Source organism: Nocardioides daeguensis, assembly GCF_019192965.1.
In the GTDB taxonomy this organism is placed as follows: Bacteria; Actinomycetota; Actinomycetes; order Propionibacteriales; family Nocardioidaceae; genus Nocardioides; species Nocardioides daeguensis.
This window is the reverse complement of sequence record NZ_JAHTKU010000024.1, coordinates 84952-109823: the sequence shown is the minus strand read 5'-3', so window position 1 is coordinate 109823 and position 24872 is coordinate 84952. Positions and strand designations below refer to the sequence as shown.

24 protein-coding genes are annotated in these 24872 nt (G+C 72.2%); 19 read left to right on the top strand and 5 right to left on the bottom strand.

The window, feature by feature from the left end; all coding sequences use genetic code 11:
* On the top strand, positions 1-284 hold a 284-nt coding region (locus KU893_RS19890), incomplete at its 5' end, for a hypothetical protein (protein WP_218236130.1).
* Positions 281-724, top strand: a complete 444-nt coding sequence (locus KU893_RS19885) for a hypothetical protein (protein ID WP_218236129.1) — start codon at positions 281-283, stop codon at positions 722-724. The genes KU893_RS19890 and KU893_RS19885, both read left to right, overlap by 4 nt.
* 277 nt (positions 725-1001) lie before the next feature.
* Here KU893_RS19885 and KU893_RS19880 read toward each other — a convergent pair whose 3' ends face one another.
* Positions 1002-1286 (bottom strand): hypothetical protein, encoded by a 285-nt coding sequence (locus KU893_RS19880; RefSeq protein WP_218236128.1) that lies wholly within the window; start codon positions 1284-1286, stop codon positions 1002-1004.
* Positions 1287-1595: 309 nt separating this feature from the next.
* On the opposite strand from KU893_RS19880, the gene KU893_RS19875 reads away from it, so the two are divergent.
* From KU893_RS19875 to KU893_RS19805, 15 genes are all read left to right on the top strand, one after another.
* Positions 1596-2126: an NADPH-dependent FMN reductase gene (locus KU893_RS19875; protein ID WP_218236127.1), complete on the top strand. Its 531-nt coding sequence runs from the start codon at positions 1596-1598 to the stop codon at positions 2124-2126.
* The gene (locus KU893_RS19870) at positions 2126-2635 is read left to right on the top strand and encodes a flavin reductase family protein (RefSeq protein ID WP_218236126.1); all 510 of its coding nucleotides are present in this window, start codon (positions 2126-2128) and stop codon (positions 2633-2635) included. The genes KU893_RS19875 and KU893_RS19870 overlap by 1 nt, the downstream gene beginning before the upstream one ends.
* Positions 2632-3480, top strand: a complete 849-nt coding sequence (locus KU893_RS19865) for an ABC transporter ATP-binding protein (RefSeq protein WP_218236125.1) — start codon at positions 2632-2634, stop codon at positions 3478-3480. The genes KU893_RS19870 and KU893_RS19865 overlap by 4 nt, the downstream gene beginning before the upstream one ends.
* Positions 3480-4340: an ABC transporter permease gene (locus KU893_RS19860; RefSeq protein ID WP_218236124.1), complete on the top strand. Its 861-nt coding sequence runs from the start codon at positions 3480-3482 to the stop codon at positions 4338-4340. The genes KU893_RS19865 and KU893_RS19860 overlap by 1 nt, the downstream gene beginning before the upstream one ends.
* 19 nt (positions 4341-4359) lie before the next feature.
* Positions 4360-5463, top strand: coding sequence for an ABC transporter substrate-binding protein (locus tag KU893_RS19855; RefSeq protein WP_218236123.1), 1104 nt, complete (start codon positions 4360-4362; stop codon positions 5461-5463).
* A gap of 89 nt (positions 5464-5552) precedes the next feature.
* On the top strand, positions 5553-6671 hold the full coding sequence (locus KU893_RS19850) for an LLM class flavin-dependent oxidoreductase (protein WP_218236122.1): 1119 nt from the start codon (positions 5553-5555) through the stop codon (positions 6669-6671).
* Positions 6664-7359 carry a cysteine hydrolase family protein gene (locus KU893_RS19845; protein WP_218236121.1) on the top strand — a complete coding sequence of 232 codons (696 nt, stop codon included), beginning with the start codon at positions 6664-6666 and terminating at the stop codon, positions 7357-7359. Before KU893_RS19850 ends, KU893_RS19845 begins: the two co-directional genes overlap by 8 nt.
* A 5-nt stretch (positions 7360-7364) precedes the next feature.
* Positions 7365-8693 carry an NtaA/DmoA family FMN-dependent monooxygenase gene (locus tag KU893_RS19840; protein WP_246592946.1) on the top strand — a complete coding sequence of 443 codons (1329 nt, stop codon included), beginning with the start codon at positions 7365-7367 and terminating at the stop codon, positions 8691-8693.
* The gene (locus tag KU893_RS19835) at positions 8690-9907 is read left to right on the top strand and encodes an MFS transporter (protein ID WP_218236119.1); all 1218 of its coding nucleotides are present in this window, start codon (positions 8690-8692) and stop codon (positions 9905-9907) included. Before KU893_RS19840 ends, KU893_RS19835 begins: the two co-directional genes overlap by 4 nt.
* A gap of 10 nt (positions 9908-9917) precedes the next feature.
* On the top strand, positions 9918-10352 hold the full coding sequence (locus KU893_RS19830) for a hypothetical protein (protein WP_218236118.1): 435 nt from the start codon (positions 9918-9920) through the stop codon (positions 10350-10352).
* Positions 10353-10496: 144 nt separating this feature from the next.
* Positions 10497-11564, top strand: a complete 1068-nt coding sequence (locus KU893_RS19825; protein ID WP_218236117.1) for an LLM class flavin-dependent oxidoreductase — start codon at positions 10497-10499, stop codon at positions 11562-11564.
* Between the two features lie 53 nt (positions 11565-11617).
* Positions 11618-13612 (top strand): thioredoxin domain-containing protein, encoded by a 1995-nt coding sequence (locus KU893_RS19820; RefSeq protein ID WP_218236116.1) that lies wholly within the window; start codon positions 11618-11620, stop codon positions 13610-13612.
* Positions 13609-14283: a matrixin family metalloprotease gene (locus KU893_RS19815; protein WP_218236115.1), complete on the top strand. Its 675-nt coding sequence runs from the start codon at positions 13609-13611 to the stop codon at positions 14281-14283. The genes KU893_RS19820 and KU893_RS19815 overlap by 4 nt, the downstream gene beginning before the upstream one ends.
* On the top strand, positions 14274-15167 hold the full coding sequence (locus KU893_RS19810; RefSeq protein ID WP_218236114.1) for a DUF1353 domain-containing protein: 894 nt from the start codon (positions 14274-14276) through the stop codon (positions 15165-15167). Before KU893_RS19815 ends, KU893_RS19810 begins: the two co-directional genes overlap by 10 nt.
* Positions 15168-15188: 21 nt before the next feature.
* A complete protein-coding gene (locus KU893_RS19805; protein ID WP_218236113.1) occupies positions 15189-16685 on the top strand; it encodes an aldehyde dehydrogenase family protein in 1497 nt (498 codons plus the stop codon).
* Here the strand turns inward: KU893_RS19805 and KU893_RS19800 are convergent.
* On the bottom strand, positions 16642-17577 hold the full coding sequence (locus KU893_RS19800) for a DMT family transporter (protein WP_218236112.1): 936 nt from the start codon (positions 17575-17577) through the stop codon (positions 16642-16644). The two genes, KU893_RS19805 and KU893_RS19800, sit on opposite strands and share 44 nt — an antisense overlap.
* Between KU893_RS19800 and KU893_RS19795 the strand changes: the two genes are divergently transcribed.
* Entirely contained in the window at positions 17576-18991 is a 1416-nt protein-coding gene (locus KU893_RS19795) for an aminotransferase-like domain-containing protein (RefSeq protein ID WP_218236111.1), read from the top strand. The genes KU893_RS19800 and KU893_RS19795 overlap by 2 nt on opposite strands.
* Positions 18992-19029: 38 nt before the next feature.
* Here the strand turns inward: KU893_RS19795 and KU893_RS19790 are convergent, their stop codons facing one another.
* Both KU893_RS19790 and KU893_RS19785 read right to left on the bottom strand, forming a co-directional pair.
* Positions 19030-22065, bottom strand: a complete 3036-nt coding sequence (locus KU893_RS19790) for an amidase (RefSeq protein WP_218236110.1) — start codon at positions 22063-22065, stop codon at positions 19030-19032.
* Between the two features lie 117 nt (positions 22066-22182).
* Positions 22183-22917 (bottom strand): hypothetical protein, encoded by a 735-nt coding sequence (locus KU893_RS19785; protein WP_218236109.1) that lies wholly within the window; start codon positions 22915-22917, stop codon positions 22183-22185.
* Positions 22918-22951: 34 nt separating this feature from the next.
* Here KU893_RS19785 and rlmC point away from each other — a divergent pair, with 34 nt between their 5' ends.
* On the top strand, positions 22952-24109 hold the full coding sequence (gene rlmC, locus KU893_RS19780) for a 23S rRNA (uracil(747)-C(5))-methyltransferase RlmC (protein ID WP_218236108.1): 1158 nt from the start codon (positions 22952-22954) through the stop codon (positions 24107-24109).
* 15 nt (positions 24110-24124) lie between these two features.
* On the opposite strand, the gene trhA is transcribed toward rlmC, so the two are convergent.
* A complete protein-coding gene (gene trhA, locus KU893_RS19775) occupies positions 24125-24865 on the bottom strand; it encodes a PAQR family membrane homeostasis protein TrhA (protein ID WP_218236107.1) in 741 nt (246 codons plus the stop codon).
* Positions 24866-24872 lie beyond the last annotated feature (7 nt).

Sequence of the window (24872 nt, the reverse complement as noted above, 5' to 3'; positions counted from 1 at the left end):
ACTGGGGCAAGGCCATCGGTGGGTACCTCTTTCAGTGCGTGGATTTCGCCGTTCACACCGAAGATCCCGCCGATGGCCGTCTACGTGCTGACGCCCCGCCGTTGGTCCCTCAAACCCCACCACTCCCGGGGACTCTTACGTACAACGGGCTGGAGTGCTCGCGGCGGATGCTTGCCATCCTGGATAGCGGAGGCATCTCCCGCGGTGACTTCTGCCGCGTCATGTTCTCCAACACGCTGCGCACCAAGGCCCAGATCAATGACTATCGGGCGGCGGTCGCATGAACGAGACCAAGTACCTCATAGACAACAACGCGTGGGGTTTCATCGGGGCTAAGCGCCGGTCCTCTGACTTCGTTCAGACCCAGTGCCGCGTGACCGAGGACGTGGCCTACGAGGCGCGCTACACCCCGCGCTCCCGCTCGCTGGCGAGCATCACGGAAACGGTGACTCCCGCCATCCTTCGCAAGCTCGGCGAGGTGATGAGAACGGTTCCGGTGGGTGACACCTCGTTGGTTGACCTCTATGCCAACAAGGGTGCGGCCGACCCGGTACTTGTTGCGACAGCGCTTGTCCTTCAGGAGCAGCAGGAACCACTTCTGTTCCCGGACGAGTGGGTCATCGTCACCCGTGACAAGGCGGTCCGAGCCAAGGCTCACGAGTTCTGCGTTGCGGTGAAGTCGCCGGAGGAGTTCGCGCAGATCATCGACCAGTCGAAGTCTTAGGGGCGCCCTGTCACGGCTTCAACCGCTAGATCCGGGGCTTGTTGTCTGACATGTCCAGCCCCGTGTCTCTGGTCCAGCACCTGTATGGGGCAACGCACGACTGCGTCCTTCCGCCGCGATCCGGCTCTCGGCCGGCTCAGTCTGATATCGCCTGGGTTCGACGCACACGGTGCCTGAGCCGCGGCCGGTACTGACCGCCCGCGCGGCAGTGAGCTGGTCGTCCACGAGCGAAGTCGGGTTCGTGGGCTTCAAGCAGTGGTTCCGTGCTCGCTGACGGTCAGCAGGGGTGGATCGCCGCGTTGAAGCAGATCAGGTCACCCTGGCTCGGCACGACGGGCAGCGCGTCGTGGAGCTTCTCATGGTGCGCAGCAACCCTTTGCGCCGCCCGTTCCCGGGCGACCTTCCTCGCCGCGAGTCTCTCCCGCCCCCGTCGCCGCCGGGGGACGAGACCGATCCAGTCCGGCACGACCATGTCTTCATCATGGGACGGACGATCCGCCCTGTCGACACTCAGCGACCACTGCATCACCCGGAGCGGCTTCGCGCCGGGGCCCGCACTCACGGACTGAACGCTGACATGAGCCCTCCCGCCCCGCTTGGCGCCGACCTTCTGACGGACAAGACGGCCACCGGCGCACCGCCTCGACGCCCGCCGAGCGCACTCCGGGAGGAGCCGGGCAGGGCGCCGTCGCGAGACGAAATGTTGCGGCCCCTGAATTCACGCCCACGTAACGCTCCGCGCACTCGGCGCGACACACGCGGTCCCTAGGTTCATGGCACCGGATGATCCGCGGTCCACTCAGGAAGTCTCCGAATCGGCCCGCACGCTCTCCTAGGAAACGGATCCCCTTCGTTTTTACAGGAGAAGACTGTGTCCCGAGCTCCATCCATCGTCGGCGTCTGTGGCAACCCCGCGCCGGAGTCCAAGACGCTCACCCTGACGACCGAGGTCGTCGCCGAGATCGCCGCCCGCCTGCCGGGGTCCACGACCGAGGTCGTCGACCTGTCGTCGTACGGCGGCAAGGTGCTCGCCTGGGGAGACCCGGACACCGAGGCGGCCCGGGCCACCGTCCGCGCGGCCGACCTCGTGGTCGTCGCCACGCCCGTCTACAAGGGCGCCTACACGGGCCTGCTCAAGGGCTTCCTCGACGGTTACGGGGCCGGTGAGCTGCGTCCGTGCCTGGCGGTGCCGCTGACGATCGCGGCCTCGCCTGCCCATGCACTCGCGGGGCCGACCCACCTCGAGCCGGTGCTCCGGGAGGTCGGCTGCCTGACCCCCGCCGGCACCCTGCACGTCCCGGACCAGGTCGCCGCGGACCCGGAGGCGCGCTCCGCGCGGGTCCGCAGCTGGCTGGACGACCACTGGTCGCTCCTCGGCACGATCGCGCAGGTGGGTGCGTGATGACCGCGACCCAGCAGCACGAGCAGATCGACCCCGGCATCCTCAGGCAGGCCCTCGCCGGCATGGCCACACCGGTGGTCGTCGTCACGACCACGGTCGACGGCAAGCGCCACGGCTTCACCGCCAACAGCTTCACCAGCGTGTCGATGGACCCGCCGCTCCTCGGCGTCTACATCGCCGAGACCGCGTCCGCCTTCGACGCGTTCATGCGGACCGAGCACGTCGCCTTCAACGTGCTCGCCGCCGACCAGGCCCATGTCGCCCGACAGTTCGCGACGAGCGGCATCGACAAGTTCGCCGGTCTCGAGGTCGACCCGACCCTGACGGATGCCCCCGTCCTCAAGGACACGACGGTCGCGATCACGGGTCCGGTCGCCGACCGGATGGTGGTCGGGGACCACGTGCTGCTGCTGGTCACCCCGGCCCGGTCGACACCGGTGCGCCCCTCGCCGCTGATCTACCACCAGCGCGCGTTCCACCAGCTCCCGACGCCTGAGGAGAACGGATGACCCTCGCAGCACCCTCCAAGCTCGGATCCGGGCTCGTCGACGCCTCCATCGACGTCACCGGCGCCCGGCGCACCTACGAGCTGCCCGACCTCTCACATCTGGTGGCGCTGCACGACGTCGACCTGAGCATCGAGTCCGGCACCTTCGTCAGCGTCATCGGCCCCTCCGGTTGCGGGAAGTCGACGCTGCTGCGGATCATCGGCGGGCTCGAGCAGCCGGACGCCGGCTCGGTGACGGTCTGCGGCGTCAGCCCGAAGGAGGCGGCCGCGGCGAAGGCGCTGGGCTTCGTGCCGCAGACCCCGGCCCTGCTGCCGTGGCTCACCGTGCTCAAGAACGTGACGCTGCCGACGAAGGTCAACAAGCGACGCAACCGCACACCGCTGCCCGACATGGAGGACCTGCTCCGCAAGGCAGGGCTCGGCGACGCCATGCACAAGCTGCCGTTGCAGCTCTCGGGCGGCATGCAGCAGCGCGCCGCAATCGTGCGGGCCTTCGGCCTGCGGCCCGACGTCATGTTGATGGACGAGCCGTTCTCGGCGCTCGACGAGTTCACCCGTGAGGCGCTGCAGGAGCAGCTCCTCGACCTCTGGGAGGAGACCAGGTCGACGGTCGTCTTCGTCACGCACTCCGTCAGCGAGGCGGTCCGCCTCTCCGACCGGGTCGTCGTGATGGCGCCGCGACCCGGCCGGATCGTCGACGTCATCGACGTCGACCTGCCCCGCCCGCGCCCGGCGGCCCTGCTCGAGTCGCCGGAGTTCCACCACTACGAGGGCGCCGTCCGCGACCGCCTCCGCGAGGCGTTCGAGCACGGGTCGCGAGCAGGCGCAGCGAAGGGAGACCAGTGATGACGGTGATCGAGGAGCGCGCGGCCGGGCTCGGCCGGGGCGTCGTCGCGGCCACGACGCGCGACGTCCGGGCCCACCGTCGCCGCCGGCGGCTGGCCTTCCTGAGGCCGACCTACTGGGCGCCGTTCGCGGTGATGCTCGTCGTCGTCGCCGCCGGCTGGCACCTCGGCGCGGAGCGGATGCCCTACCTGCTGCCGCCGCTCTCCGACGTGTTCGGTGTCCTCCGAGACGAGCCCGGCTACTTCGTCGAGAACTCCTGGGTCACCCTGCGCGAGGCGCTGATCGGGCTCGGGATCGGCTTCGCGGTGGCGTTCCTGCTCGCGATCCTGATCAGCGAGGTGCCCGTCGCCCGGCGGGCGATCATGCCGATCGCCGTCGTCCTCAACGTGACGCCCCTGGTCGCGATCGCCCCTGCCCTCGTCGTCGCCTTCGGTTTCGGCGCGGCACCGAAGCTGATCCTCACCTCGTTGATCTGCTTCTTCCCGATCCTGATCAACACCGCGGTCGGGCTGCGCTCGGTGCCCAAGCAGGTGCTCCAGGTCTTCCAGACCATGGACGCCTCGCGCTGGGAGGTGCTGCGCCACATCCGGATCCCCGGCTCCCTTCCCTACGTGTTCGCCGCGCTGCAGATCGTCTTCCCGCTCTCGGTGATCGGTGCCGTGGTCGCCGAGCTCTCCGCAGCCGGATCGTCGGCCGGCCTCGGCACGACCATCCAGGTCGCGACCTCGATGAACCGCCTGTCCATGGTCTGGGCCGCCATCTTCGTGCTCGCGTTGATGGGGTCCCTGTTGCTGCTGTTCGCCACCGTCGTCGAACGCAAGGTTCTGCATTGGCACGAGTCCAAGCAGAGCGATTCCTGAACCTCCCGAAGGAGAACGCATGACCCTCAGCACTCGACTGCGGCCCGCCCTTGCCGCGGTCGGCGCCGCCGCCCTTGTCGCCTCCCTGGCCGGCTGTGGGACCGACGCCGCCGCGACCAACGCCCGGGAAGCCGACCCGTCCGCCATCTCGCAGGACCGCTGCGACGAGAACAAGGCCGCCGGCACCATCACCTACATGTCCGGCTACTACTGGCAGGCGTCCGCCTCGATCCTCGAGGTGATCGCCGCCGACAAGCTCGGGTACTTCGACGACCTCTGCCTGGACGTCAAGCTCCAGCCCGGGCCCGGCGACACCTCGCAGAACGCCAAGCTGCTGGCCGCGGGTCAGGTTCAGATCACTCCGCTGTCCGAGCAGGACGTCATCACGTCGAACATCAACGACCTCGACATCACCGGCATCTCGTCGTACTCGAACGCCGGTCTCGACATCTTGATGACCAGTCCCGACGTCACCGACCTCTCGGAGCTGAAGGGCAAGAAGCTCGGCCAGAAGGGTTGGCTGCCGATGGGCGTCGCCGCGATGCTCGGCAAGGCGGGACTGGCGAGTGACGACGTCGAGCAGGTGAAGGTCGGCTACGACCCCTCGATCCTCCCTCGCGGACAGGTCGACGCCCTGACCGGCTTCATCTCCAACGAGCCCAACCAGCTCGAGGCGGCCGGCGAGGACGTCAAGGTCTGGGAGCCGAAGGAGTTCGGTGTGCCCGGCTCGCTGGGCGCGATGGCCGTCAACCCGGCCTTCGCCGCCGAGCACCCGACGGCGGTCGAGGACTTCCTGCGCGCCAGCTTCCGCGCCTTCCAGTACTGCGCCGAGAGCGCGCACGTCGACGCGTGCATCGGCTACCAGCACGACGTCGCCGGCGCCGAGTCCGACGCCGAGCACGAGACCGCGGTGTGGACCACCGAGGCGGCGGTCGTCGCGGACAACCCGCTGCCCGGCAAGTTCGGGTCGGTCGACCTGGACAACGTCAAGGCGCTGGCTGCCGACGTCACCACCTACCTGGGCATGGACGTGGACGGCGACCAGGCCACGAGCTGGTTCGACGGCTCGTTCGCCGACGCCGTCGTCGACGACAGCGGAGCGGTCATCTGGCCCGCGCCGTGACCTCGGGCGAGGCCGGGAGACCGGCCTCGCCGTCCGGATCTGCGCGCCCCCGCGGCCCGCACCCAGCGACTCACGAAAGGAGCATTCCGATGCCCGCCAAGGAGTACGGCGTCTTCCTGCCCATCGGCAACGGCGGCTGGATGGTCTCCACGACCGCCCCGCACCCGGCCGCGACCTACGCCTACAACCGACAGGTCGCCCTCGACGCCGAGGCCGCAGGCCTCGACTTCATCATGACCATGGCGAAGTGGAAGGGATTCGGCGGCACCACCGACCACTGGGGGGAGACCCTCGAGTCGATGACCATGATGTCCGCGCTCGCCGAGTGCACCGAGCGGGTCAAGATCTGGGCCACCATGCACGCCAACATGCACCACCCGGCGGTGGCGGCGAAGATGTACACCACCCTCCAGCAGATCTCCGGGGGCCGGGCAGGGATGAACATCGTCAACGGCTCGTACGCCGACGAGTTCTCCCAGATGGGCCTGTGGCAGGACATGCCCAAGGAGGATCGCTACCGGATGACCGCCGAGTGGTGCGAGGCGGTGACCCGGCTGTGGACCGAGGACCGGGTCACCATGGAGTCGGACTTCTTCACGCTCGTCGACGCCGAGTCCCGCCCCCATCCCGACCCGCGGCCCACGATCATCAACGCCGGCGCCTCCACGCTGGGCATGGAGTTCCAGGCCCGGTACGCCGACGGCGCCTTCCTCGGCGCCGACAGCTTCGAGGAGATGGTCGAGAAGTCGGCGTACGTCCACCGCCGCGCGGGTGAGCTCGGCCGCGAGTGCCGGACCTACTCGATGATGACGGTCGTGCTCGCCGACACCGACGACGCCGCCCGGGCCAAGGTCGCGGAGTACGGCCGAGGCGTGGACCGCGAGGCGCTGCTCAACATGAGCCTCGCCTGGGGCGTGCCCCTGGACCGGGCGCGGGCCTGGGCCGAGGGCGCCACGGGCGAGGAGGCGTTCCAGGTCCAGTACGTCGCCGGGTCGCCGGCGACGGTCACCGAGTCGATCCTCCGGCTGGTCGAGGACGCCGACCTGGACGGACTGATGCTCATCTTCCCCGACTACCACGCCGACCTGCCCGAGTTCGGCCGACGGGTGCTGCCGGAGCTCCGCGCCGCCGACCTCGCCCGGACCGCGCCCACCGCCGACCCCCACCCGATCCCCACGACCTCCGAGGAGAGTCCCGCCCATGTCTGAGTCCGCCGCCTTCCGCAGCTCCGCTGCCCTGGACGACCTCAGCGCCGCCCGGTTCGCCGCCCTGGACGGCCTGACCCCGGCCGTCGTGGTGGTCGACGTGCAACACGACTTCGGGCACCCGGACGCGATCGGCCCGATGTGCGAGACCCCGGCGGACCTGGCCAGCGTGCAGGACGCCGTCGCCGCGATCGGCCGCCTGGTCGACGCCGCCCGCGAGCATGCCGTCCCGGTCGTGTGGGTGCAGCTGGAGACCGACCACGACACGTGGACCGTGAACAACTGGCTGCGCAACGGCTCCCGTGACCTCCCGCTCGGCGACGCCAACCCCTGCGTGGCCGGCACCCCCGGCGCGGCGTGGTACGGCGGGCTGGAGCCCCGGCCCGGCGAGATCGTCGTGTCCAAGAACTCCTACTCCGGCTTCATCGGGACCGACCTCGCGGCGAGGCTGCGGGAGGCCGGCATCGACTGGCTGGTCGTCACCGGGCTGACCACCGAGTGCTGCGTGTTCTCGACCGCCAACGACGCCATGCAGCACGACTATCCGGTGGTGGTCCCGCGCGACGCGTGCGCGTCGTACGGCGCCCGCTTCCACGAGGCGGCCCTCGAGATGCTCGCGCTCAACTCGTCGATGGTCACCACCACCGACGAGGTCGTCGGCCGCTTCGCCGCCCGGTCGGTGACGGCGTGAGCGGCATGCACCTGGCCCTCGACCTCTCCTTCGCCCACACCGATGGACGATGGGCGATGCCCGGCTCGTGGATCGGCCGGGACTTCCCGGACGTGCGCTCCTACATGGAGCTCGCGCAGATGGCCGACCGAGGTGGCATCGACCTGCTCTTCTTCGGTGACGGCTCTGGCATCCCCAGCACCTGGCAGGGCTCCCGCGACGCCGCCGTCGAGTGGGGCGTCCAGTGGCCGCGGCACGACATGAGCCCGGTGATCGCGGCGATGTCGACCGTGACCGAGCGGGTCGGCTTCGGGCTGACCTACTCCTCGACGTTCATGCACCCGTTCTACGTCGCCCGGCTGCTCAACAGCCTCGACCACGTCACCGGCGGACGCATCGCGTTCAACGTGGTGGCCTCCACCCGGCTCGCCGACGCCCGCAACTACGGCTTCGACGAGCTGCTCGAGCACGGGCTCCGCTATGAGCGGATGGAGGAGTTCATCGGCGTCTGCAAGGCGCTGTGGCGCTCGGTCGAGCCCGATGCGATCATCCGGGACCGGGAGTCCCGCCGGTTCGCCGACCCCGGCAAGGTGCACCCGATCGACCACCACGGCCGCTTCTTCGACGTCGCCGGCCCGCTCGCGTCGGTGCCGAGCCCGCAGGTCGAGCCCGTGCTCGTCCAGGCCGGCGCCAGCCCACGCGGCATCGAGGCGTCGGCCAGCTTCGCCGACCTCGTCTTCGGCTTCGGCGCCGACCTCGGCGCGCAGCAGCGGCACCGCCGGATGCTGGACGACGCCCTCGTGGAGCAGGGCCGCGACCCGAAGCGGATCGGCATCCTGTGGGACCTGCAGGCGATCGTGGGGGTCACCGACGAGGAGGCCGAGACGCGCAAGCAGACCGTGCTCGCCGCGTGGACCGAGGAGATGGTCGCGGTGGCGCTCTCGCACAACGCGGGCTACGACTTCTCGGGGCTGCCGTCGTCGTTCCGGCTCGGCGACCTGCGCGAGGAGATCGTCAAGGCGAACGCCACGCCCGCAGGCCTGGTCGGGCACCTGATCACCGAGTACGGCGAGGACCACCTCATCGACCGGGCCGAGTTCTTCGAGCACGGCTGGCGCTCGGCCACCGGGGTGGACCACATGCTGGTGGGCTCGGCGGGCCGGATCGCGGACCTGCTGGAGGAGAACTTCGCCGAGACCGGTTCTCGGGGCGGCTACATGATCTCCAGCCCGCTGGCCTTCCCGTCGGGCTACGCGGCGGTCGTGGAGCTGCTCGCCGCCGAGCTGCGGCGCCGGGGGGCCCTGGCGGAGCGGGAGCCCGGACAGCAGACGCTCCGCGACGTGCTGTGCGGGTGAGGCCGGCAACCTCCGCGCGCGAGCAGACGCTGCTGCTGTGCTGCCTGATCGGTGCGGTGCAGATGACGTGGGGCGCGATCGTGCCCGCGTTGCCCCTCTACCTGGACCGCTACGGTCTCGCGGTGGGGATGCTCGGTCCGATCCTCGCCGCCTTCGCGGCCGGTCGGGCGGTGGCCAACGCGCCGGCCGGGTTGGCGTTGCGCTGGTGGCCTCCGCGGCGCTACCTGTGGTCGGTCGCCGCCGGGCTCGTGCTCGTGACCGCGCCGACCGGACTGGTGGACGACGCCGGACCGATCATGCTGCTCCGGTTCGTGGCCGGTCTGTTCGGCGGCGCCACCGTCACGGTCGCCTACTCGGTGCTGGTCACCGCGGCCCCGGCCGATCGGCGCGGATCGGTGGTGGCGACCGCGATGGTCGCGATGATGAGCGCTGCCGCAGCGGGCGCCGTGCTGGGTGGGGTCGTGGTGGAGACGCTCGGCGTCGCCTGGACGTTCGTCGCGGCGGCCCTCCCGCTGCTGGGCGTGCTCGCCTGGGAGGCCGCGCGGCCCGCGGACCGGTACTGGTCGGCGTACGCCGTGGCCTCGACCGGCGTCGAGGCGCCCCCTGCCCCCGGCGCGTCCCGCGGCGCCGACCGGCCGCTCGTGCTGGCGCTCTGCGGGGTCTCCTTCGCCACCTTCTTCGTCCGGTTCGCGGGGGAGCAGGGCCTCGTGCCGGTGATGGCCTACGACGGCGCCGGGCTCCGACCGGCCACGCTCGCAGCGGCGATGGCCGCCGGCACGGTCGTCAGCCTCGCCGCGATGCCGCTGGTCGGGAGGCTGGTCGACCGGGGCGCGCGGCGCTCGGTGTTGCTGGCCGGTGGCGCCGCGGGCGCCGCGGCGATCGCGGCGCTGTGCGTGCTGCACCATCCGGTGGCCTTCGCGGCTGCGCTGGTCGTGTACTTCGCGGCGACCACCGCCGTCAACGTGGTGCCGGGCGTCGTCGCCGGGGAGACCTGGGGGCCGCGGGACTCCGGCGCCGTGGTCGGCCTGACCCGGACCGTCGGCGACGTCGGCGCGGCAGCCGGACCGCTGGTGATCTTCTGGCTGGTCGACGTCTCCTCGCGGCTGGCGGCCTGTGTCGTGATGGGGCTACTGCTGCTGGCGTCGGTGGTCCACCTCGCCGGCCAGGTACGCCGTGCGGGGGCGCCCGACCGGGCGCCGGTGCCGGCCTCGTAGCCTGAAGGACATGAGCACGACGATGCCCGACGAGCTCGGGTGGCGGAGATTCGGCCCGGACTCGGCGGAGCGGGCCGCGCTCGTGGCGCTCTCCGAGGTGCTCGGGGTTCCGCTGCGCCCGCGGGCGCTCGAGCTCCGGCCCGGCACGATGTTCGAGGTCGAGGGCGTCGACCCGGAGAGCCGCTACCTCTTCCAGGTCGTGGTCAACCGCGGCACCTACACCTCCCAGCAGCGCAACAAGGTGCTCGCGGACATGTTCAAGCTGTTGTGGCTCAGAGCGACCCGGTTCCCCGAGGCCGAGGTCGGGCTCGTGCTCAGTGAGACCACCGCGGAGGCGTTCAAGCCCCGGTCGTGGACGTCGCTGGCCGCTCGTGAGCTGGGCTTCGCCCTGTATGTCGTGACGACCGACCGTCGGGTCACGAAGCTCGCCTCGGACGAGTCGTAACACGCGGCTGATCTCGTCTTGGCCGCCGTGAAACACGGCCTGGCTAACGTTCGACCTGGCTCTCCGCGGCACACCACTCCTCAGCGAATGCTCGGCCCGCACGCTTGCCGGACCGTGACGACCTGTCGAGAGGACCGACCCGCGATGACAACCCCTGCGGCCAAGGAGTACGGCGTCTTCCTACCCATCGGTGACGGTGGCTGGATCATGTCCACGACCTCGCCCCGCCCGCTCGCCGACTACGAGTACAACAAGCGCGCCGCCCTGCACGCCGAGGCGATCGGCCTCGACTTCGTCATGTCGATGGCGAAGTGGAAGGGCTTCCCGGGGGAGTCGGACTACTGGGGCCAGACGCTGGAGTCGATGACGATGATGTCGGCGCTCGCCGAGTGCACCGAGCGGGTGAAGGTCTGGGCGACGATGCACGCCAACGTCCACCACCCGGCGGTGGCGGCGAAGATGTACACGACGCTGCAGCAGATCTCGCACGGGCGGGCCGGGATGAACATCGTCAACGGCGCCTACCCCGGCGAGTTCACCCAGATGGGTCTGTGGGACCACCAGCGCACCCAGGCCGACAAGTACCGCCTCACCGAGGAGTGGTGCGAGGGCGTGACCCGGCTGTGGTCGGAGGACTCGGTGACGATGAGGTCCGACTTCTTCACCCTCGACGCCTGCGAGTCCCGGCCCCATCCCGGGCCGCGGCCCACGATCATCTCTGCCGGCAGCTCCGCCGAGGCGCGCGCGTTCCAGGCGCAGTGGTGCGACGGGGCCTTCATGGCCGCCAACGACCTCGACACCCTGCGAGCCCAGTCCGACGACGTGAAGGCCCGCGCGGCCGCGCTCGGCCGCGAGTGCCGGACCTACGCGATGCTCACCGTCGTCCAGGCCGATACCGACGCCGAGGCCGAGGCGCTGGTCGCGGAGTACGGCCGCGGCATCGACCGGCCGGCGATCGCGCTGATGCGCGAGTCGTGGGGCATCCCCGCTGACCTGGCGCTCAACTGGGCCAACGACGCCGGCGCGGAGGCGGCCTTCCAGACGGCGTACGTCGCGGGTTCGGCCGGCACGATCGTGAGCCACATCCGCCGCCTGGTGGCCGAGACCGGACTCGACGGCCTGATGCTGATCTTCCCGGCCTTCGACCAGGACATGGTGCTCTTCGGCGAGACGGTGCTCCCCGAGCTGCGGCGGCTCGACGCGCTCGACTGACCGGGGCCCACGGCGGGGCAGCTCGACCGTCCGGCGTTGTGGTCTGCTGGATGATGGCAGGTGTGAACCGTCTCGGAGCCGCTACGAGCCCCTACCTCCTCCAGCACGCCGACAACCCGGTGGACTGGTGGGAGTGGGGACCTGAGGCGTTCGCGGAGGCGAGGCGGCGCAACGTCCCGATCCTGCTGAGCGTCGGGTACGCCGCCTGCCACTGGTGCCACGTCATGGCCCACGAGTCGTTCGAGGACGAGGCGACGGCGGCCTACCTCAACGAGCACTTCGTGAGCATCAAGGTCGACCGCGAGGAGCGGCCCGACGTCGACGCGGTCTACATGCAGGCCACGACGGCGATGACCGGGCAGGGCGGGTGGCCGATGACGGTGGTGATGGACCACGAGGGGGCGCCGTTCTTCGCCGGCACCTACCTGCCGGACCAGCCGCGGCACGGGTCGCCGTCGTTCACGCAGGTGCTGCGGGCGCTGAGCGGGGCGTGGGCCGACCGCGGCGACGACGTACGACGGACCGCGGCCAGCGTGGCCGAGCACCTGCGCAAGGACGCCAGCCTGCCGGCGTACGCGTTGACGGCGGAGCGGATCGACGGCGCGGTCGCCACGCTGGCGGGGGAGTTCGACCCGCTGGCGGGCGGGTTCGGGGGCGCGCCGAAGTTCCCGCCGACGATGGTGCTGGAGTTCCTGCGCCGCTACCGCGGCGACTCGGTGCAGCAGGCGCGGCACATGCTCGCGCGCACGGTCGCCGCGATGGCCGGGAGCGGGATGTACGACCAGGTGGGCGGCGGGTTCGCGCGGTACGCCGTCGACCGCGGCTGGGTGGTGCCGCACTTCGAGAAGATGCTCTACGACAACGCCCAGCTGCTCGGTCTCTACGCCCGCCTCGGCAACGAGCTGGGCCACCGAATCGCCACCGAGACGGCGGACTTCATGATCCGCGAGCTGCGCACGGCGGAGGGCGGGTTCGCCTCGGCGCTCGACGCCGACAGCCCGGCCGAGCCGGGCGGGCACGCCGAGGAGGGCTTGTTCTACGCCTGGACGCCGGACCAGCTGGCCGCGGTGCTCGGGCCGACCGACGGGGCGTGGGCGGCCGAGCTGTTCGGGGTCACCGACGAGGGCACCTTCGAGCACGGGATGTCGACGCTGCAGCTGCGCCACCACCCCCAGGACGAGGCCGACCGCGCCCGTCTGGCCGACGTACGACGCCGGCTGCTCGCCGCGCGCGAGCAACGCCCGCGTCCGGCCCGCGACGACAAGGTCGTCGCCGCCTGGAACGGGCTGGCGATCAGCGGTCTTGTCGACGCTGCCCGGCGGCTGGACCGTCCCGACTACCTCGCGGCCGCCGTCGACGCGGCGGAGCTGCTCGAGCGGCTGCACCTGCGCGACGGCAGGATCCTGCGGGTCTCGCGCGACGGCAGGGCCGGTGCGCATGCGGGCGTGCTGGAGGACTACGGCTGCGTCGCGTCCGGCTTCCTGGCCCTCGCCCAGGCGAGCGCCGACGGGCGCTGGCTGCGGCTGGCGACCGGTCTGCTCGACACGGCGCTGGCCGGTTTCGCCGCTCCGGACGGGGGGTTCTTCGACACCAGCGCCGACGCGGAGGTTCTCGTCACCCGGCCCCGCGACCCCGGCGACAACGCGAGCCCGAGCGGGTTCAGCAGCCTTGTCCACGCGCTCGTCGAGGCGCACGCGCTCACCGGCGAGGGTCGCTACCGCGACGCGGCGGAGGCAGCGCTGGCCACGGTCAGCGTGCTCGCCGACAAGGCGCCGCGGTTCGCCGGCTGGTCGCTGGCGGCCGCGGTCACCATGCTCGACGGGCCGCTCGAGGTCGCCGTCGTCGGCCCGGCCGGGCCGGAGCGCGACGCGCTGGTGGCGAAGGCGCTGACCCTCCCGGGGGCGGTCGTGGTCGCCACCGACCAACCCGAGCAGACGGGCATCGCACTGCTGACCGGGCGTACCCCGGTCGACGGGCGGCCGGCGGCCTACGTCTGCCGGGGCTTCGTGTGCGAGCGGCCGGTGACGGAGCCGGACGGCATCGGGTGAGAGGTCGCCGGCGCTGGGGCGTCGCGCTCCTGCTGAGCATGGCCCTGTTCGGCGGCGTCCTCGTGGCCGGCGCGACCGGGTTCGGCCGCCCGGTGCCGGACCCGACGTACGCGTTCCTCGAGGAGCAGCCGTACCGCGCGGGCGAGCCGGTCACCTGGCGACCGTGCGAGCCGATCCACTACGAGGTCAACCCCGCGCACGCGGCCGGCACGGACGACGAGGCCGTCGCCCGGGTGCGCGCCGCGGTGGCGGAGGTCGCGCGGGCCAGCGGCTTCCGGTTCGAGTACGACGGCACGACCGCGCGCCGTCCGGGCGCCCGCACGGCCCCGGAGATCGGTCGGGCTGCGCCCGTCCTCGTCGCCTGGGCGGACGCGGACGAGGTGCCCGACCTGGCGGGGGACGTCGCCGGCGTCGGGGGAGCGGCGACCCGGGAGGAGGGTCGCTGGTTCTGGTACGTGACCGGTGGTGTCGTCCTCGACGCCGACGCGCTCGACGGGGGCGCGGACGAGCGGGCGACCCTGCTCCACGAGCTCGGGCACGTCCTCGGGCTCGACCACGTCGACTCGCGGCGCGAGCTGATGTACGCCGAGAGCGTCGGTCGGCAAGACTTCGGTGAGGGCGACCTGAGGGGGCTCGCCCGGCTCGGGAAGGGGACCGGATCGTGCAGCTGACCTGGTGGCCGCCGTTGCGGCCGGAGCCCGAGCGGTTCCACGACGAGGGCTCGGCCGACCCGCCGAAGATCGTGCTCGAGCGGGTGGAGGTGGGCGACGTCCACCGCCGGACCGAGCGGTTCCGGATGCTGCACCGGATCGCCTACCGCGACCGGGAGTACGGCGACCTGCTGGTCCCCGCCGACCTCGGCACCTTCGAGACCGACCTGACCTCGGTGCCGACGATCTTCACCTGGCTGGTGCCGCGCACCGGGCGCCACCTACCGCCGGCGCTGCTCCACGACGGGCTGGTGCACTCCGCAGCCGAGCCGGCCAGCTACGTGTCCGTCGAGGGACACGTGCTCGACCGGGTCGCGGCGGACCGGGTGTTCCGGGCGGCGATGCGCGACACCGACACCGGGCCGGTGCGCAGCTGGCTGGTGTGGTCGGCGGTGACGCTGTCGACGATCTGGCACGGCTCCGCGGCCTGGACCCCGGCCCGGCACGGGCGCTACCGGCTCGCGGCCGCGGCGACGGTGGCGATCATCGTGGTGCTCGGCGTGCTGGCGACGCTGGACCTGTTCGACGTGATCGACGGCGTGCCGTGGATGGGGGACCGGTCGTTCGGGCTGGAGCTGGTCGGCGGTCTGGCCGGCGCGGTCGTCGTCCCCCTGCTGCTCGGGCTGACCTGGGGCCGGTTCGCGATCGCGGGTGTGGTGTCCGGGATCGCGCTCGCCGTGCTGCTCCATGTCACCGTGGCCCTCGGCCTGATCACGCTCGCCTACCAGGCGGCCGAGTGGGTCGCCCGGCGCCGTCCGCTCGCGGCGGTCGTCATCGCCGGTGTCGTGGTGGCCGCCCACCTGGCGCTGATCGTGTTGTTCGTGGCGCCATTCCGCTCCGGCTGAGAGCCCAGTAGGTTCGGACCCGTGACCAGCACCGACGCCGCTCCCACCGCTCCCGCCGCGCAGACCTTCACCTCGCTCGACCCCGCTACCGGCGCGGTCGTCGGCACCCACCCGATCCACACCGCAGCCGACGTGCAGGCCGCCGTCGCGACCGCCCGCAAGCAGTCCGAGTGGTGGCAGGCCCTCGGCTTCGAGGGCCGCAAGAAGGCCCTGGTCCGCTGGCGCAAGGTGATCGCGCGGCGGATGGAGGAGCTCGCCGCGCTCATGGCGCGCGAGACCGGCAAGCCGGACGGCGACGCGCTCATGGAGACCGCGCTCGCGGTCGACCACCTGTCGTGGGCGGCCAGCCACGCCGAGAAGGTGCTCAAGCGGCGCAGCGTCTCGCCCGGGCTGCTGATGGTCAACCAGGCCGCGAGCGTGGAATACCGCCCGCTCGGCGTGGTCGGCGTCATCGGCCCGTGGAACTACCCCGTCTTCACCCCGATGGGCTCGATCGCCTACGCCCTCGCCGCCGGCAACGCGGTCGTCTTCAAGCCCTCGGAGTACACCCCGGGCGTCGGTGAGTGGCTCGCCGAGACCTTCCGGGAGGCCGTCGGCCGACCCGTGCTCCAGGTCGTCACCGGGTACGGCGAGACCGGGGCCGCGCTCACCGCGGCCGGCGTCGACAAGGTCGCGTTCACCGGCTCCACTGCGACGGGCAAGCGGGTGATGGCGTCCTGCGCCGAGACCCTCACCCCCGTCGTGATCGAGGCCGGCGGCAAGGACGCGCTCATCGTGGCCGAGGACGCCGACGTCGCCGAGGCCGCCGAGGCGGCGCTGTGGGGCGCGGTCGCCAACGCCGGCCAGACCTGCGCCGGTGTGGAGCGGGTCTACGTCCACGACCGCGTCTACGACCAGTTCCTCGACGAGCTGGTCGCCCAGGCCAAGCAGCTCGAGGCCCGTCCCGGCGGCCAGGTCGGCCCGATCACGATGCCCTCGCAGGTCGACATCATCCGCCGCCACGTCGACGACGCGCTGGCCCGCGGCGGCCGCGCCCTGGTCGGCGGCCCGGTCCCCGAGGGCGCCCGCTTCGTGCAGCCGACGGTGCTGGTCGACGTCCCCGAGGACTCCGCAGCCGTGCAGGAGGAGACCTTCGGCCCGACCGTGACCGTGTCGCGCGTGCGGACCATGGACGAGGCGATCGAGCGGGCCAACGGCACCCGCTACGCGCTCGGCTCGACGGTGTTCTCCAAGGAGCACGGCATGGAGATCGCCCAGCGGCTGCGCGCCGGCATGACCGCGATCAACGGGGTCATCTCCTTCGCCGGCATCCCGACCCTGCCGTTCGGCGGCGTCGGCGACTCCGGCTTCGGCCGGATCCACGGCCCCGACGGGCTGCGCGAGTTCACCTACCCGCACGCGATCGCCCGCCAGCGGTTCAAGCCGGCGATCGCGCTCACCACCTTCCGTCGTACGGCCAAGGAGGAGAAGCAGCTCACGAAGGTCGTGCGCGGGCTGTACGGGCGCGGGAAGAACTAGCGCCCGCCGCGCACGCGACGACGGCGAGGCCGCCGACGACGGTCAGCCAGGTGATCTGCTCACCGAGCAGCAGCCCTGCCCAGGTGATGGTCAGCACCGGCTGGGCGAGCTGGACCTGGCTGACCTGCGCGATCGGGCCGATCGCGAGGCCGCGGTACCAGGCGACGAAGCCGAGGAACATGCTGATGCAGGCCAGGTAGGCGAAGCACAGCCACTGGGTCGGCGTCGCCGAGGGCGGGTGGGCCGCGAGGCTGACCGCGCTCAGGGCGGCCATCGCCGGCGCGGCCAGCACCAGCGCCCAGGAGATGGTCTGCCACGAGCCCAGCTCGCGGGAGATCACGCCGCCCTCGGCGTACCCGACCGCGCAGGCCAGCACCGCCAGCACCAGCAGCAGGTCGGCGCGTTGGAGGTGGACCGTCCCGCCGCCCTGCAGGACCGCGAACCCGACGGCGGCGAGCGCGCCGAGCGCGGCGAAGAGCCAGAAGGCGCGGGCCGGGCGCTCGCCGGTGCGGAGCACGGCGATCACGGCCGTGGCGGCGGGCAGGGTCGCGGTCACCACGGCGCAGTGGCTGGCCGGCACCTCTTGCAGCGCGTACGACGTCAGCAGCGGGAACCCGGCGACCACGCCCGCGGCGACCACCGCGAGCCGGGCCCATTGCGTGCCGTGGGGGAGGCGCTGGCGGGTCAGGGCCAGGGTGCCCGCGGCCAGGGTCGCCGCGACGACGGCCCGGCCGGCGCCGATGAACAGCGGGTCGAGGCCGCCGAGGGCGGCCCGGGTGAGGGGCACCGTGAAGGAGAAGGCGACCACGCCGGCCAGCCCCCAGGCCAGGCCAGCGGGGAGGGTCGATAGCGGCTGCGCGCGTGGGACGATAGCGCTACTCTGCGTTGACATGAACAACGATAGCAGCGCCCGGATCGTCGCCGGGCTTCGCGCCTGGATCCGGGATGCGGCTGCCGGCGCGCAGCTGCCGTCGTCCCGCCGGCTCGTCGCCGAGTACGGCGCCAGCCCGGTCACCGTCCAAAAGGCGCTGCGCCGCCTGGTCGCCGAGGGACTGGTCGAGAGCCGCCCCGGGGTCGGCACCTTCGTCTGCGCCGCTCGGCCCGCGCGAGGCCGGGACTTCGGCTGGCAGAGCGCGGCGCTGCGGTCCCCGCGGGCCGACCTGGCCCGGGTGACCGGCCTGCGGACGCCGCCGCCCGGCGTGCAGGCGCTGCACGACGGCTACCCCGGGCCGGACCTGCTGCCCGAGCGGCTGGTCCGCACCGCGCTCGGGCGGGCCGCCCGCGGAGCGGCGGCCACGTCCCGGCCGTCGGCGGCGGGCCTGCCGGAGCTGCGCGCCTGGTTCGCCACCGAGCTGGCCGACGCGACACCGGCCCACCTGGGCGTCGTGACACCCAACGACGTCGTCGTGACGCCCGGCTCGCAGAGCGCGCTGGCCTCGATCTTCCGGGCGTTGGTCGCCCCCGGACAGCCGCTGCTCATCGAGTCGCCGACCTACTGGGGCGCGATCCAGGCCGCGCGCCAGGCCGATGTCGAGCCGGTCCCGGTGCCCAGCGACGGGCAGGGTCCGGACCCGGCCGAGGTGGACCGTGCGTTGCGGGAGACCGGCGCCCGGGCGTTCTACGCCCAGCCGAGCTTCGCCAACCCGACCGGCGCGCACTGGAGCCTCGAGCGCGGGAGCGAGGTGCTCGAGGTGGTGCGCGCCCACGGCGCCTTCCTGGTGGAGGACGATTGGGCCCACGACTTCGGCATCGACGCCGACCTGCGGCCGGTCGCGGCCCGCGACGATGCCGGGCACGTCGTCTACGTGCGCTCGCTGACCAAGAGCGTCTCGCCCGCGATCCGGGTGGCCGCCGTGATCGCCCGCGGCCCGGCGCGGGACCGGATCCTCGCCGACCGCGCCGCCGAGTCGATGTACGTCAGCGGGCTGCTCCAGCAGGCCGCGCTCGAGGTGGTCAGCGACCCGGCCTGGCGCACCCACCTGCGCCGGCTGCGAGGCCAGCTCCGGGAGCGCCGCGACCTCCTCGTCGCCGCCGTCGCCGAACATGCCCCCTCGCTCACCGTGGACGTCGTCCCGCCGGGCGGCCTGCACCTGTGGGCGCGGTTGCCCGACGGCACCGACGGCGAGCAGGTCGTGCGTGACTGCGCGGCCGACGGGGTGTGGGTCGCCGCAGGTGACGAGTGGTTCCCGGCCGAGCCGACGGCGGCCTACCTGCGACTCACCTTCATCGGGCCGGAGCCGGGCGGCTACCCCGCCGCGGCGCGCGTCATCGAGCGGGCCGTCGCGCGACAGGGCCGCCGGACCTGAGCGGTCCGGCGGCGCTGTCGCCCCGGGAGGTCGGGCGGTCAGCGCCGCACGGTCAGGCGCACCGTACGGCTCCAGGCCGCCGCGTAGCCCTCACCGGCGGCGACATAGACCCGCAGGCGGTGCTTGCCGGCCTTCAGCCGCGGCAGCCGGACCAGCACGGTGCCGTCCGCGCCGACGGAGGCGGTGCGCACGATCCGACGGCCGTCGTAGACCAGGACCGTGCCCGCGGCCGGCGCCACCCCGGTCACGGTGACCTTCACCCTCGCCTTCTGGCGGGCCTTGACGGACCGCTTCGCCAGGTCGATCGCGACGGCGGGCGCGGCCCGGGTGACCTTGAGGATCGCGGTGGCGGCGCTCGACGCGACGGTGGCCGATCCGGCGTACCGGGCGGTGACCAGGTGTGTCCCGACCGGCAGGTCCGCGGGCAGGCTCACCTGGACGGTGCCGCCGGCGAGGGCGCCGGTGACCTCGCGCCCGGCGATCGCGACGCTCACCTGGCCCGTGGCGGCCGGGTCGGCGCTCACCGTGACGGTCGCGGTGGTCGCCGTGCCATACGTCGTCGCCGTACTGCCGAGGGTCAGTGCCGTCACCGATGCCGCCGGACCGCTCCAGGCCAGGGCGGGGGCGAAGGAGGTCGCCATGGCGGCCTTGGTCCGCTGCTCCAGCGCGTAGCCCATGCCGAGCACCTCGGCGTCGTCCCAGGCACGCCCCACGATCTGGACGTTGTTGGACTGACCCTCCTCGTTGTGGCCGATGGGGAGGATCGCCGTGGGCAGCCCGATGGTCTGCGTCGGCACGCCCGAGGCGCGGTCGGAGGAGAACACCGCCGAGCTCGCGTCGTTGTTGCCGATGCTGGTCAGGAAGCCCGGGTAGATCACGGCGTCGACCGGCTCGGCCCCGAAGGCGGTGTCCATCCACTCCGCGGCGCTGAGCTTGTAGGCGTCACGCCGGGCCAGCAGGTTCTCGACGCTGGTGTCGTCCATCGGGAGCGCGGTGTAGTTGCTGGAGACGTTGTAGGGCAGGTTCGCCGGGTTCTCCATCAGCTGCTTGGTCGTGTAGGGGAAGGTGGCCGGACGCTGCTCGGCGATGTAGCGCTCCCAGCCCTCGGCGCCCGCGCTGCCCGTGGTCGGGAAGCTGCCCGCGGGCGCTGCCGGCGCGGTCTGCGCCGTCGCGAGCGGGACGAGCGTTCCTCCCGCGGCCTCGATCCCGGCGCGTGCCTGCTCGAGGGCGACGGCGCCGGCGGTGTCGTCGGAGACGGCCGTGGACTGGAAGGCGGCCGGCACGTAGCCGATCACCTTGCCCTGCAGGGCGTCGGCGCGCAGCGCGGACTTCCACTCGGCCGGGCGCAGGCTGTTGTCGACGCGGGCGGTCAGCAGGTCGTCGGGGTTGTTGCCCGTGGTCCGCGTGGCGGTGGCGTCGAGCAGCGAGGCGAGGTCGGTGACCGACTTGGCCATCGGCCCGGCGTAGTCGGTCGCCCAGGTCAGCGGCATCACTCCGTTGGTGCTGGTCAGCCCGTCGGTGCCGCGGAAGGTCGCGAGGCTGGCGCCGGTCGAGGGTGCGTACAGCGAGACACCGGTCTGGGTGCCCATCGCGGCGGCCGCGAGGTCGGCACGGACCGCGGTGGCGGAGCCGCCGCTGGACCCGAAGGACGACTTCGACGGGTAGAGGGCGTTCCAGGTCTGCTGGAAGCCGCTCTCGCTCCACGACCCGGAGTTGGCGAACTCGGAGAGGTTCGTCTTGCCGATGATGACGGCTCCCGCGTCGCGCAGCCGGGCCACCTGCCAGGCGTCCGCGCCGGGCTCCCAGTCCTTCAGGGCGAGGGTGCCGCCCGAGGTCGGCATGTCCTTGGTGTCGTAGAGGTCCTTGAGTGCGATCGGTACGCCGAGCAGGTCGCCCCTCGCGCCCGCCTTGCGTGCCTGGTCGGCCGCCATCGCCTGGGCGACCGCGTCCTTGGCGACGGTGATGAACGCGTGGAAGCCGAAGGACCCGTCGTCGTAGGCCTCGATCCGGTCCAGATAGGCCTTGGTGATGGCGACGGAGGTGGTCTCGCCCGCGGTCATGGCCGCCTGGAGGTCGGCGATCGTCTTGCCGGTGACGTCGTAGCGCACCTCGGTGGTCGGGACCGCCTCGGCCGCGGCGGGCGGCAGCTGCAGCGGCTCGGCGCCGGCGCACGCGCCGGCGTAGCTCGCGACGTCCCAGTTCTGCAGCGTGCAGATCTCGTCGATCGTCAGGTTCGACAGGTCGGGCGCAGCGGCGAGCGCGGCGGTGTCCGCCGCGATCTGGGTGGTGTCGGCCAGGGCGCCCACCACGACGTACTGCATCAGGGACTCGGTCTGCCCGGGCTCGATGGTCAGCTCACGCACGAAGCCGAGGTCGTTGGACCGGCTCCCGCTCGCGACGTACGCCGTGGTGAACGGGTCGGACTGCTGGTCGCCGAGCGCCTCGACGCCGGTGCCGACGACCACGCCGGTCGGCCGGGTGTTGCCCGGTGTGGTCGCCGCGATCCAGGTGTCGCCGGTGTCGACCGCTGCGTCGCCGCTGCTGGTCGCGGAGATGGTCGCCTTGTTGGGCGAGCCGTTGGCGGTCAGTCCGGAGCCGAGCGAGCCGCCGAAGGACACCCGGACGGTGACCGGGTCCGTGGAGGCGTTGGTGTAGGTGTCGAAGAAGCTGGTCGTGCTGGTCGCGGCGGCGACCTGGACCTTGCGGCTCATCAGCACGTCGCCGAGGCGGACCGACCGGGTCGAGTGGTACGACCCCGCGGCGGCAGGGGTCAGGCCGAAGCCGCGCATCATCTGGTCGTTCATCCGCGGCTCCTGGCCGGGAGCCGTGTCGACGTGCACGAAGACGTTGCCGAAGCCCTCCATGCGTGAGCCGCTGGCGTTGCGGATCGACCCGGTGTCGAGACCGGGACGACGAGCGTCGTTGATGTTGATCGTGGCGCCGTTGGCGGTCGTGACGCTCGAGAGGGCCGATGCCGGGGTCGCGACCGACAGGGCCCCGATGCCCAGTGCGACCGTCAGCGGGAGGGTGGTCGCTGCGCGGAGCGCGCGCCGACCGGGGGCGGGGGAATGCATACGGGGACGTGGCCTTTCGATGGGGAACGGAGTCCCCAGTTCTAGGCCGCCGTGATGACGATCGACCCCCCGCGCTGTTTCGTTCTTGTGACGCCTCGCAAAGACTGGCGGCGCGGCTCAGCCGGCCGGCGGCGCCTCGGCAGCGCGGTGGTGGTTGAGCACCGCGATCTTCTGCCAGATCTTCCGCTCCAGCGACACCGTGAGCGTCTCGACGGTGCTGACCGTGTCGAGCACGACCGGGTCGCGCGAGGCCTCCGCGCACAGCGCCGCCGCCTTGCCGATCAGGCTGAGCAGCTCCGAGCAGTAGTCGAGGTAGTGCTCGAGCTGGTCGGTGGTGAGGTTCATCTGCACGCTCGCCTCGGTCGGCACGAACTCCGAGCGCAGTCGCTCCGGGTCCTTCGTCAGCTGGTGCATGTCGACGATGTGGGCCAGCGAGCGCAGCCGGTGGAGCAGCTCGAGCAGGCTCGCGCGCTGCAGCCGCTCGGGCACGGAGTAGAGGAACCAGATCGCCAGCGCCGCGAACACCAGGTCGTTGACCGTGCTCTCCAGCAACGGAATCCAGGCCAGGCCGTCGTCCGGCGCGTCGGCGAGGGCCGAGCGGACGGCCAGCACCAGCACCGACGCGGTCACCGCGAGGACCGCCACGATCCCGAACCGCGACAGCGGCCGCAGCCATGACCGCCGGCCGCGGGCGGTGGCCGTCGACGACTCGACCGTCTCCACCAAGGTGGCCAGCTCGCCGACTACCTTGTGCAGCCCGCGTCCGGGGAAGCGCGCGTCGATGCGCTGCTCGAGGCGGCGCACGGTCGCGAGGACCGGCGCGGCCTGGACGCGTTCGAGCGGGGACGGCACGCCCGGCAGCCTAGTGCCCGCCTACGATGGGGACATGGGTCTCGCCGTGCTCGACTGCGCCCACTTCGCGGCGGGGGAGTGCCGCTCGTGCACCTGGCTCGGGCGTCCGTACGACGACCAGCTGGCCGCCAAGCTCGCCGCGACCCGTGCCCTGGTCGATGCGCCGGGGCTGCGGTGGCTGCCGCCGGTGACCAGCCCGGGGTCCGGATTCCGCAACAAGGCGAAGATGGTCGTGGCCGGGACGGCAGCCGCGCCGACGCTCGGGATCCTCGACGCCGACGGGGCAGGCGTCGACCTGCGCGACTGCGCGTTGCACGAGCCGGTGATCGTGGCGGCCCTGCCGGTGCTGGCGGAGCTGGTGCGGCGCGCCGACCTGACGCCGTACGACGTCGCGTCGGTGGCGCCGGTCAGCCAGCGGGGCGAGCTCAAGCACCTGCTCGTCACGGCCTCGCCCGACGGCGAGCTGATGGTGCGGCTGGTGGTCCGCTCGACCGCCGTCGAGTCCCGGGTGCGCAAGCACCTGCCGTGGCTGCTCGCGCAGCTGCCGGCGGTCCACGTGGTGACGCTCAACGTCCAGCCCGAGCACCGTGCGGTCCTGGAGGGCGAGCGCGAGGTGGTGCTGACCGAGGCGGACACGCTGCCGATGCGGCTGGGCGGGGTGACCCTGCACCTGCGCCCGCGCAGCTTCTTCCAGACCAACACCGCCGTGGCGGCGGCGCTGTACGCCGAGGCGGTCGCCTGGGCCGCCGACCTGGCGCCGACCCGGGTGGTCGACCTCTACTGCGGGGTCGGCGGGTTCGCGCTGCATCTCGCCGCGCCCGGCCGGCGGGTGAGCGGCATCGAGATCAGCGCCGACGCGATCGCCTCGGCCGAGCGGTCACGCGACGAGGCCGGGCTGCCGGGAGAGATCGACTTCGCGGTCGGCGACGCGACCGCACCCGAGCATGCCGACCTGCTCGCGGGCGCCGACCTGGTCGTGGTCAACCCGCCGCGGCGCGGGCTCGGGCACGACCTGTCCGTACGGCTCGAGGAGTCGGGCGCGCGGCACCTGCTCTACTCCAGCTGCAACCCGGAGACGCTGGCACGCGACCTGGCCGACCTGGCGTCGTACCGACCGGTGCGGGGACGGCTCCTCGACATGTTCCCGCAGACCCCGCACGCGGAGGTGCTGGTGCTGTTGGAGCGGGTCTAACCGGGTCTCGACCGCTCAGCGCAGCGAGTACGTCGCCAGCGAGACGCCGACGTAGTGCGCCACGAACGCGGCGATCGTGAAGCCGTGGAAGATCTCGTGGAACCCGAACACCCGCGGCGACGGGTTGGGCCACTTGAAGCCGTAGACCAGGCCGCCCATCGTGTAGAGCGCACCCCCCACGACGATGAGCACGAAGATCGCGACCCCGATGCCGAGCCCGAGCGCGGTGGCGCCCTCGAAGAAGGCGGGGATGAAGAAGATCGCCGCCCAGCCGAGCGCGATGTAGATCGGCGCCGAGAGCCAGCGCGGGGCGCTCGGCCAGAACAGCTTGAACGCGATGCCGAGCAGGGCGCCGGTCCACACGACCGACAGCATCACGGCCCGGGACGCGCCGTCGAGCAGGGTCAGCGCGAACGGCGTGTAGGAGCCGGCGATGAACAAGAAGATGTTGGAGTGGTCGAACCGGTTGAGCACGGTCCAGACCTTCGGCGACCAGGTGCCGCGGTGGTAGAGCGCGGAGGTGCCGAACAGCAGCAGTGCCGAGCCGGCGTAGAGCGCCGAGCCGATCCGCGTGGTCGCGGTCGGGGACAGCGCGATCAGCACGATGCCGGCGGCCAGCACGAGCGGCGTCGAGACGAGGTGGATCCAGCCGCGGAGCTTGGGCTTGATCTCGGCGACCTTCTCGCTGATCTGGTCCCCGAGGTCGTCCAGCCGGGCGCGGACCTTGTCGTTCGCGTGGTGGATCGCCTGGTTCATAAAGCGA